Annotated in this window: 8 protein-coding genes; 1 reads left to right on the top strand and 7 read right to left on the bottom strand. The window is 53.1% G+C overall.

Going from position 1 to position 9,811, the window contains the following annotated elements:
• The 3 genes from fliS to V6C16_RS04420 all read right to left on the bottom strand — a co-directional run.
• Nucleotides 1-475: flagellar export chaperone FliS (fliS, locus tag V6C16_RS04430; RefSeq protein WP_333542809.1), on the bottom strand; the 475-nt coding region annotated here is incomplete at its 3' end.
• 178 nt (nucleotides 476-653) lie between these two features.
• Nucleotides 654-3,740, bottom strand: coding sequence for a flagellar filament capping protein FliD (gene fliD, locus V6C16_RS04425; RefSeq protein WP_333534535.1), 3,087 nt, complete (start codon nucleotides 3,738-3,740; stop codon nucleotides 654-656).
• A gap of 452 nt (nucleotides 3,741-4,192) precedes the next feature.
• Nucleotides 4,193-5,191: a glycosyltransferase gene (locus V6C16_RS04420; RefSeq protein WP_333534536.1), complete on the bottom strand. Its 999-nt coding sequence runs from the start codon at nucleotides 5,189-5,191 to the stop codon at nucleotides 4,193-4,195.
• A gap of 967 nt (nucleotides 5,192-6,158) precedes the next feature.
• On the opposite strand from V6C16_RS04420, the gene V6C16_RS04415 reads away from it, so the two are divergent.
• Nucleotides 6,159-7,019 (top strand): class I SAM-dependent methyltransferase, encoded by an 861-nt coding sequence (locus V6C16_RS04415; RefSeq protein ID WP_333534537.1) that lies wholly within the window; start codon nucleotides 6,159-6,161, stop codon nucleotides 7,017-7,019.
• A gap of 493 nt (nucleotides 7,020-7,512) precedes the next feature.
• Here the strand turns inward: V6C16_RS04415 and V6C16_RS04410 are convergent, their stop codons facing one another.
• The 4 genes from V6C16_RS04410 to V6C16_RS04395 all read right to left on the bottom strand — a co-directional run.
• Nucleotides 7,513-8,361: an MlaA family lipoprotein gene (locus tag V6C16_RS04410; RefSeq protein WP_333542808.1), complete on the bottom strand. Its 849-nt coding sequence runs from the start codon at nucleotides 8,359-8,361 to the stop codon at nucleotides 7,513-7,515.
• Complete coding sequence (locus V6C16_RS04405; RefSeq protein ID WP_333534641.1) at nucleotides 8,351-8,995, bottom strand: MlaC/ttg2D family ABC transporter substrate-binding protein; 645 nt, start codon at nucleotides 8,993-8,995, stop codon at nucleotides 8,351-8,353. Before V6C16_RS04405 ends, V6C16_RS04410 begins: the two co-directional genes overlap by 11 nt.
• A gap of 2 nt (nucleotides 8,996-8,997) precedes the next feature.
• On the bottom strand, nucleotides 8,998-9,450 hold the full coding sequence (gene mlaD, locus V6C16_RS04400) for an outer membrane lipid asymmetry maintenance protein MlaD (RefSeq protein WP_333534640.1): 453 nt from the start codon (nucleotides 9,448-9,450) through the stop codon (nucleotides 8,998-9,000).
• Nucleotides 9,447-9,811 (bottom strand): hypothetical protein (locus tag V6C16_RS04395; RefSeq protein ID WP_333542807.1); only part of this gene is annotated, 365 nt, incomplete at its 5' end. The genes V6C16_RS04395 and mlaD, both read right to left, overlap by 4 nt.

Raw genomic sequence — 9,811 nt, 5'->3', positions numbered from 1 at the left:
CGCGAGGGACCGGTGAACCCTGATGCTGCATGAGGGGTTGTGCTGTTTTGGTCACCGAGCCTGAGGGCTGCATGCGGTTGGCAATGTCCGCCGCGGCCTTGCGCGCCTCGGGGGTTTCGATGATCTGGGCGTAGGCCCCGCGCAGACCCGAAAGGATGCTTTCCACGCTGTCGAGCGACTCCATGTCCATCTTCAGGTTGGCGCGCAGCAGGCGCGCTGTGCAGAGCAGGTAGAGATTGTTAAGGTTGACGGCCAGGCTGCCGCCCTTGTCCATATTGAGAGAGGCGGCAAGCTCGTTAACAATGTCGATAACCTTTGAAATCATGATGCCCTTGCCCGCAAAGTCTTTGGCGATCATTTTGGTGCGGGCCTGCTGGATGTATTTGAGGGCGCCGTCGTAGAGCATGAGCAGAAGCTGCCCCTGGTCAGTGGTGCCGATCTTGGTCTGAAAGTAGGCGTGCGCCGCTTTGTTCATGTTGCTGTCCTTGTGGCGTGCGTGTTTTGTTAGAGCATTTAACACTTGAAATGCTTGCTTACGGCAGGCAAAAGCCTGCCTGCTCGCATTTCGTGGCAAGGATTTTCAGGAAAATCCTTGCAGAGCAGCTAACCCGTTTCACTCGTAAACTGCTCTGGCGTACCGCGCTTGAAGCGTATCAGCTCTTGCTGCTGTTTATCTTGTCGATCTGCGACTCAAGCTGCTTTTGCATGGTTCCGTAGTTATTCAGCAGGGTCTCAAGATTGGCGAAATATTTTTTCTGCCGCGATTCCCAGAGGGCCAGCCGGCTTTGCTCATTGCTGATCTTTTTGTCAATGTTTTCCATGATGGATTTATAGTTGTTGCGCAAAACCATCAATGCGCCGTTCTGCGACTTGAGGGCAATGGCGTCGGCGTTTTTGCTCGGGTCCGTGCCGGACATGTTGACGTCGTTGAACACCAGCTCGCTTTTCAGGAAGGTGTTTACCGATTGCACCAGCCCTTCCTTGATGCGCACCTGCCCTGTGTGTTCGCCTTCGCTCAGGTCGTCGATCAGAATGGCAAGGCCGCGCCCGTCGCCCGAGCCCACGCTGTAATAGTAGCCGGGCATGCTTGTGTCGCGCGTGGCCTCCACGCCGCCCACCATGACTTTTTCAATATTGCCGTGCGCGTCTACCGTGTATGAAACGTCATACGAACCGGCCTTGGTGATGCCCGCCACATGGCTGCCGTAACGGAAGTCCGGCGATGTGGTGGTACCTGTGCCTTCGGTGCAGAAAAAATCCACCACGGCTTCCAGGTTGTCGGTGATCATTTTATTATAGTTTTCCTGGTCCATTTGCTGCAATGCGGCAATGGAGGACGAGGGCGCTATTTCCAGCAGGCCGAATTTGTCGCTGGCTTCATTATTGTTCACCTTGATGCCAAGGTTGGCAAGGTTGGCAAGCACATCGCCGGAAAGCACGTCTTCGGCGCTGGTGCGGCTTTTAAAGCCTGGAGGCGACCCGCCCAGCCTGCTGTTGAAACGTGACTTGAAAAGCTGCACCCCGTAGTTGCCCTGCAAGAGTCCGCCTTTTTCAGCGGTAAGCTGCGAGGGGCTGTAGTTGTCGTTGTCCGCCAGCTTGGGGTCGTTGGTTGTGGTGGCCTTGTCCTTGTCAAAGCTTGTGAACTCGCGGATGGTCAGCAGGACAGAGTTCACCGCGTCCAGAAATGTCTGGATGGATTTTTCCACCGATGTGATGTCGGTGCTGATGCTGATGCGCGCCTGCCCCTCGTCCTGAAGGGTAAAGACCACGCCTTCAATGACATCGCTGACCGTATTGGTGGCGGACTCCATCTCAACGGGCCAGTTGTCCACGGTAAAGCGGGCATTGGTGGCCCGCTGGATGTTCCAGTTGGACGATGTGGCTACCTGCCCCTTGATGCCCGGCCCGCTGACGCCCTGCGCATTGGTGACCTCAAGGTAGGCCGGGCCGTCGGCATCGCCGGCCCAGGGGTTTCCGTCCGCTTTCACAAGCTGGGCCGTGGCCCCGGCGGCCTGGGCGGCCGGATTACTGTTCAGGGTGGCCTGGATGGCATTCACCACATCCTGCATGGAAGAGCCGCTGGCTATTGGCCCGACGTTGATGGCCGTGCCGTCATTGAGGGTGACGGTATAGTTGAGATCCGGCTGCGGATTTTGAATTGTGGCGGACGGCAGCATGCCCGTGGCGGTAGTGGTGGTGGCGGTGCTTGCGGTGAGGCCGTCCATGCCGCCGCCTGTTCCCTGGCTGAGGTAGAACTTGACGGTATTGTCCAGCGACAGGGAAATGTTGCCATCGCTGCCAGGTGTTGTTAGGGATCCGGCAATCTTGTCGGCCAGATCCTGATAGGTGGCGGTGTTTGCAATTGTAATGGTTTGTGCAACGCCATCCTTGCCTACAATCGTGTAGGTGAAATTGCTGCCATCGGGGCTGTTGCCGCCGATGGCCGTGTTCAGCATGTCGGCCTTGAAAACCAGCGCTGTGGTGGCGGACGCAAGGTCGCCCACGCGGGTTCCCATTTGAGCCGTGGTATAGGTGGGCGTATAGGATGCGGCTTCAGTGCCGCTGAAGCTTATGTCTGTAATATTTTCAAGGTTGACGGACCATTCGCCGTGCGCGTCCATGCTCAGGTCCGCCGACTTCATGCCCGAAGCCTGGGCTATCTGGGCCAGAGCATCGCGCATGGTGGTTCCCGCCTTGATGGTGACCGTGCGCGTGCCGGCAGGCGGAGGGCCAGTAGGCGTGATGCCGTCATCGTATGTCATGGTGACGATAAGGTCGCTGTTCAATGTGTCGTTGGCCCCGCCGGACGTAAGGGCAACCTTGGTGCTGGCGGGTACGGACTTTTCTGTGGTCGCCGTGTCGCGCTGGTACATGCCCGCAACGCCCGTAAGGGTCAGGTTGCCGCTGCTGTCCAGGCTGGCGACGTTGCGGCCTGTCTGCGCGTTTATCTGGTCAGCCAGATTCTGGTTGGTCTTGTCGCCGGTGATGGCAATCTTGAATTTTGCGCCGTCCTCCATGATCAGGTCATAGGAGTACTTTGTGGGATCGGTGAGTGTTTCCGCAAGATTGAGGGCGTTGTTCGTTTTCCATGTGGAAATGCTGCCCGCAGAGCTCATGCCCACAAGGCCGCTGTCGTGGATGATGAGGTCGTTGGCCGCGCCGGTGCTTTTACCCGCCACCTGAAAAACGTAGCCCGAGCCGGTTTGCACCATGCTCACTTTTATGCCGGGGTTATCGGTAGAGTTGTTGACCATGCTGACGAAAGATTCCAGCGTGGTCTTGGGAGGAACCTTGATTTCTTTGGTAACGCCCGCATAGGTGAACTTGAAGTACTGATCCGTACCCGAATCGTTGATGATGTCGTTCTTGGAGCTGAACACATGCCCGGTATTGGCCCAAACGGCGTTATTGGCAGTTTGCAGCACATTGATGTTGTGCTGCACGTCCTGAGCCGAAGCGTTGGCTACAGCGGTAAGAACGTGCTCATTGCTGGTGGCGACATTTTTGGTGACGAAATTGTTCCGGTTACTCAGGGTTCCGAGCACGTTGCTGGCGATCTGGACCTGCTCAATGATGGAGCCGAACGCCTCGTAGCGCAGATTCCAGTCGGACTTCCACGCGGTCAGACGGTTGAGCGGTATGGACTCCACCTTTTTAAGCTTGGCAAGCACGGTATCAAAGTCGGTACCCATGTTGCTGAGGCCGGATATGGAGTTTGAGCCGGATATACTGATAGCCATAAGCGCCTCTCATAGAAAATTTCGGCCCGGCACGGAGGGGCATATGTGCCGGACACAGCCCCTGTTGCAAAATGCGTGCAACTTTCAGGGGCATTTTTTGCCTCTCCCCGGGAAGGGCAGGCTGAGACAAGCGCACAAGTCCGTACAGGAAATAACGGCTGTTCGGCAAAAAGGTTTAGCCGCGCGGGCAGCCTCGCGGCGCAATAGTTGATGTCAATGGTATGAAATCGGCGCAGGGCAGACGTCAGCCGGAGGGTCGAAAAAACAAAAAAATCCGCGCCCTTGCCGCGGCTTACGCCACCTCGGCCATTTGGGCGGCGCATATGGTTTCGACAGGATTTTCCAGTCTGTTTTGAAAGAAGGTCGATGTATTCCTGCTGGATCGATATGCTTCTGAAAATTATTGCAGCCCAGGATGATTGACTATGTTTCCAAGCGTAATCGCAGTGAAATCAAGGGAGAGGTACACATTCTTGTCCGCAACTTTTCATGACCTCCTTGAGTTCTTCTATGAAACCGGGATTCCATATATTGCCGTAATTTCCTGTTTCCATACAAACACGATCCATTTTTTGTTTGCAGAGTAGTAAGGCTTCCTTTACGAGGCGGTATTCTTTTCGCTCGCGAAGGTGGACGTTGCCGTCATCAGCAATATCGGCAATTTCATACCGGAGAGGTACACGCCAGTTCCTGATGCAGGCATTGAACAGGTAATGGTTTACCGGAAACATCCCCATGGTTCCATCCTGATTCTGAAATAACCGGCGGTGTTCATTTTCTCTGTTGAGACCATGAGCCCTGTACTGTTCAAGAATGCTGTCCGGCCATTTGCCCATATGGCGAAGCAGCCCGTCGCAATTGTAAGTATACTGGGGAAAGCCCGCACAGTTGATCCGCAGGCCGTAGTCGCCGTCTTCCGCCCCGTATAATCCATAATCCTCGTTGAAATAACCAAGGAGATCGGAAACCGCTTTAGGCACGAACAAGGCACAGCCCGGCAAATTGGTTAGGCAATAGCCCAGGTTGCCTTCGGGCGTAGTAACGGCGGCACCGTTTTTCAGGGTTTCTTTCTCGCCCCACGCCGGGCCAAGCGTAGATAGCGGCAGACCGTGTCGCCAGAGGGAAAAGATGTGTTCCAGCCAGGTCGGAGACTGGATGAACATGTCGTTGTCGAGCTTGCAAAAATAAGCTGCCGGCGTCATTTGCCAGCCGATATTGCATGCACACGAAATACCCATATTTTGCGGCAGCAGAAAGAGCTTGTCGATCTGGCCTTTCCTGTGCTGCTGCCGTAACCATGTTACCAGGGTCTGGTCACTGCCGTTGTCCACCACAGTCAGAATAAAGGGCACAGCATCCGTACATTTTCGCAAACTGGTGATGGTCAGGGCTGTCAGCTCCGGCCTGTTGAACACGGGCATTGTGATGTTGAGGAAGGGTTGTTGAGTCATAGGTGTTCCAGGATTACTGGGTGATAATCAATCGATAAACTCCAAACTTTGCCTGGGGACTTTCAGGGATTGAACTTGCCCAAAATACTAAACGCTTTCTATAGTAAACCGCTCTACGTTCAAGCTCAGGAGGTTTTTGATGGACAGTACTTTTTTAGGGCATTCAGCTCGGGTGCGCAAGGGCCATGTCATATGGACTCCAAAGGGCTGTAAAAAGAAATTTTTTGGAGAGTAATACTCAAAAAATCATACTGTAGTCCAAAAAATGCACAGTAAAAGTCATGCAATGCGTTGAAGAAGTATTGTATACCAGGCCACATATATGCTCTCATTTCAATCCCTGACAAATAGTGCAAGGTCTTCTGTTACTGGGTTTGTCAAAGGAAAGAGTGTAGCTTATATTGCCAGAAAATCTCATGAATAGCATCGGAAGTTTGTTGGCGCGAATTTTTGAGAAAAAGGATTTTGTGTATCCATCTTGCCCCTGTTGAAGCTGCTGTGCGCGGCCATCACTGCGCATCGGATCAAAAAACAGGGTTGATTGGTGGCGTACGAGTTCAGGCGGTGTAAGTTTTTTAAGACAATTGGCTTCAGTATTTTCAGGCCGCCTATTTGCGGTTCAATGGAAAATGCGCTGGAATCAAAGATTCAGGACATTCAGATTCCTTTGCTACGCTTCGCACGGCATCACGATAAAGCGAATTTGACGAAGAACTGATATTGCCACAGGCATTGGAGTTTTCGTAATGACACAAGGCAGATTGGATTTTAAATACATCTTCACCCACAGCATTTGGCATCAAGCGGAAAGGGATGCTGAGGCATTAGCGGTAAAAAAATTTATGATACGCCTCCCAAGGTAGACACTGTCTAGAGCTTCCTGGGAGAAAACATCATAAAAAATGATGCTTGAAAATTTTAAATACCAACAGCATCGTCAGTAAATACTCAACACGAGGTGATCAACGTGCGTAGAGATGCATCGCGTTTTATGAAAGGCATTGATACTCGCAAACGTATTTTGGAAATAGGTCCTTTTTATTCGCCCATTTTCACCAAGGCGGAGGCTGATGTTTATTATGCGGATATATGCAATGACAGCGAAATATTGCAAAAATTCAAAAATGAACCCTGCGTGAAAAAAGCGGTTTCCATCGATTACGTTATTAAAGAAAGCTACACTGCTGACCTGAAGAACGTTCCTCCTTTCGACTATGTAATTAGCTGCCATGTTTTGGAGCACATTCCCAGGATCATAGATTTTTTTCTGGATATTCAAAATGTCATGAGTCCGGGCGGGTTATTTTACGCCATGCTTCCTGACCACCGGTATTGCTTTGACCATTTCAGGCAACCCACGTCGTTTGCTGAAGCCTGGCATGTCCATGTATCAAAAATTCCCTGTGCGCCCTGGAGTGTTCTTGAGCACGTTATGGACACAATAAGCTGTAATGATTCTACCGTATTTTGGAAAGATGACAGTCTGGCTGTAACAAATCTGCTCTCAAGCGTGAAGGAGTGGGAGCGTTTAGTTGAAACCTACGAAAAAACTGTCGATGGTGCTGTGACAGATGTGCATTTTTCCGTATTTACTCCAAAAACTTTTTTGTATTTTACTTATAACATGATTCGCGCGGGTGTCTTTCCATGGCAATATAAATCGTTTTGTTTTACTCCCTATAGGGACTTTACATTTTCTTTTTCGTTAGCCGCTTGCCCGGCTATGGTTTCGGACCTGGAAATAGCCCGTCATGAAATGACAAAAATTGCAGCTTTGATGGATGAAGATGAAAAACTGCTGAATGGAAAAACTATTCAGTGGTTTTAGAGCAGTTTCACTTTGAAATTGCTCTGGCGACTGCGCGAGCAGGCGCCCGCCGCGAAGGCGTAAGCGCAATTTATTTGCGCGGTTAAACGCCGAAGCGAGCGTGTTTTAAACTTTGAAAATGTACATTTTCAAAGTTAATCTGCTCTAGAGCAGTTTCACTTTGAAATTGTTCTGACGGAAGCGGGCGTCTTGGAAGCATTGTGGATGGATATTCTCGCTGCGAAATTGCTCTAAAAAAAGCGGGTGTACGCTTGCGTACCCCCGCTTTTGGTAAATGGAGCCGTGCAGGCTCTGCCGTGAGCGCATGGCTCCCGACGGCCGCAGTCGGCATGGTCTGCAGAGACCCTAGAGCAGATAAACTTTGAGAATATACATTCTCAAAGTTTAAGGCACGCTCGCTTCGGCGTTTAACCGCGCAGATAAACTGCGCTTACGCCTCCGTAGCGAACGTCTGCTCACGCAGCCGTCCGAGCAATTTAACTTTTAAATTGCTCTAGTGCATCACCTGCGACTTGCGGAAGTTTGCATAGGCTTCACGCATGGCGATATAAGGGTCCACGGCGGCGCTGTTCAGGTCCTCATACAGGGGCAGCACGTCGCCGAGGTCGTTAAAGCGAAAGCCCGCCGCCAGTCCCGTACCCAGTTCCCAGGGCTTGAGGTAGAAGAGGGGGTCGGCAAAGACGTCGCCCACGCGGCCAACGGTATCACGCGCCGAACTTGGGCCAAGGATGGGCCACACAAGGTAAAAACCCTGGCCTATGCCCCAGCGTCCCAGGGTCTGCCCGAAGTCTTCGCCAGTGGGGTCAACCGGCACGATGGTGCGCTTGCCCTTGGCGACATCGGCAAAGCCTGCGCTTGACGTGGTGTTCATGATAAAGCGGCCAAACTCCACCCCGGCTTCCATAAAGCGGAACTGAAGAACGTTGTTCACAAAGCGAACGGGGAAAAGCAGGTTGGAAAAGAAGTTTTTCAGCCCGCCGCGCAGTTGGTGCGGCGTGATGAACACCCAGGCATCGTAGGCTGGTCTGGCAATATAAAGATAGAAAATGTCGTTGAAATGAAACCAGAAGCGGTTCCACGGCTCAAAGGGGTCGGCAATGCTGGCATCGGCGGTGTCGTAGTCGTCAAGGTCGTCAGCCGCGCGCAATGAACCGTAGGGCGTTACCGTGATGGCCCCGGCAGGCAGCATGGGGGCGGCCCCGTAGACTGTCGAGGGCGTGGGTTCCTGCCGCCCGCCCCGGGCTGCCACGGATTCCTCGGCAAAAGCGCAGGCAAGGCCCGCCAGCAGCAGAAGGTTCAAGGCCAGCAGGCGCATCCGGCGCAAACAATGATTATTTATCATGTTCCTGCCGCACTTCCATTGCCTTGGCCTTGATGCGCGCAATGAGGTTTTCCGGCGAGTCGGTATTCAGGATGTCCTGAAACTGGGTGCGGTAGTTTTTCACCAGGCTGATGTTTTCTATCAACACGTCATATACAAGCCATTTGCCGTTTTTGGGCAGCATGCGGTAAGCCACGGGAACTTTTTTGCCGTCCTTCATGGTGACCACGGTGCGCACTTCGGTGCGGTCGCCCTTGGCCGAGCTCACCTCGCCCGTATAGAGCACCTGTTCGCCGTTATAGCCGTCAATCTTGTTGAGATAGGTATTGATGAGCAGGTCGGCAAAGGCGTCGCTGAAGGCCTTTTTCTGCTCCGGTGTAAAGCTGCGCCAGCGCGGCCCTACGGTACGTGAGGAGAATTCATTGAAATCAAATATATGCAGAACCTCGTCTTCAATTTGCTGGCGGATGGGGCCGCGTGAGGCGGGGTTCACATAGTCGGGATTTTTTATGAAGTTCAGTATGCGGTTTGTAGATGTTTCAAGGGCCTGCCGGGCAGGAGAGTTGGCCTGCGCCCCGGCGGGCAGCAGCACAAGAGCCAGCAGAAAGCCGCACAGAGCAAGGGTGATTCGGCGCGGAAGCGCATGGGTGAGCATGTTTATTTCACTCCTCCGAAGGCGTATTTGCTGATAAGAGAGCCGAGGTCAACGGCGGATTCTGTTTCCGTAATGCTGTCGCCGGGGGCGAGAATATGGTCTGAGCCGCCCCTGGAAATACTGACGTATTTGTCGCCTATGAGGCCGCTGGTCAGGATGGAGGCTATGCTGTCGTCCGAGAGGTGCAGGTCCTTGTCAAGGCGCAGACGCACAACGGCCTGATTGCGCATGGGGTCCGGGTCCAGGCTGATGCTGATCACCTTGCCCACCGGCACGCCGGACATTTCCACGTCCGCCCCGACACGCAGGCCGGAAACAGAGTCGAAATTGGCAGTAAGCTCGTAGCCCTTGCCGGACAAAACTTCCATTTTGCCGAGCTTGATGGTCAGATAGGCCACACAAAGCAGGCCAATCAGCACAAAAAGGCCCACAGCGGTTTCGCGTACAGTACTCATAGGGTTCGCAATACTCCCCCGTAGCCGCTGGCTACAGTCGTTCTTCCATAACTATATGGAGGCGGACGCAAAGTTTCAAGTCCCGGCAGCGGAATAAAGCCACTTTGCTGTAAGACCGCCGGGCCGCTATTTGGCAAAAAATGGTGCGGCGGCCAAAATATGAAGCGGGAATGCGCCAGAGCAATTTCACTAAAATTGCTCTGGCGGCTGCGTGAGCAGCCGCCCCCCCGCAAAGATGCAAGCGCAGCTTCAGCCGTTACGACAAAGGAAGTTACGGATGCTTCAGGAGTTGTAACGCAGGAAACTACGCTTGCAGACAGCATGTGTAACGAGCGGTTTGTTTCCACACAACCACTGTCGC

This window comes from Desulfovibrio sp. 1188_IL3213, assembly GCF_036763145.1.
Taxonomy (GTDB): domain Bacteria; phylum Desulfobacterota; class Desulfovibrionia; order Desulfovibrionales; family Desulfovibrionaceae; genus Desulfovibrio.
Note: the sequence above shows the minus strand (reverse complement) of the source record. Positions and strands in the feature narration are given on the sequence as shown.

Bases quoted from the DNA above. Each gene is read 5' to 3' on its own strand.
- mlaD (WP_333534640.1), bottom strand. From the start codon at position 9,450: ATGAGTACTGTACGCGAAACCGCTGTGGGCCTTTTTGTGCTGATTGGC.
- V6C16_RS04405 (WP_333534641.1), bottom strand. From the start codon at position 8,995: ATGCTCACCCATGCGCTTCCGCGCCGAATCACCCTTGCTCTGTGCGGC.
- fliD (WP_333534535.1), bottom strand. From the start codon at position 3,740: ATGGCTATCAGTATATCCGGCTCAAACTCCATATCCGGCCTCAGCAAC.
- V6C16_RS04420 (WP_333534536.1), bottom strand. From the start codon at position 5,191: ATGACTCAACAACCCTTCCTCAACATCACAATGCCCGTGTTCAACAGG.
- V6C16_RS04410 (WP_333542808.1), bottom strand. From the start codon at position 8,361: ATGATAAATAATCATTGTTTGCGCCGGATGCGCCTGCTGGCCTTGAAC.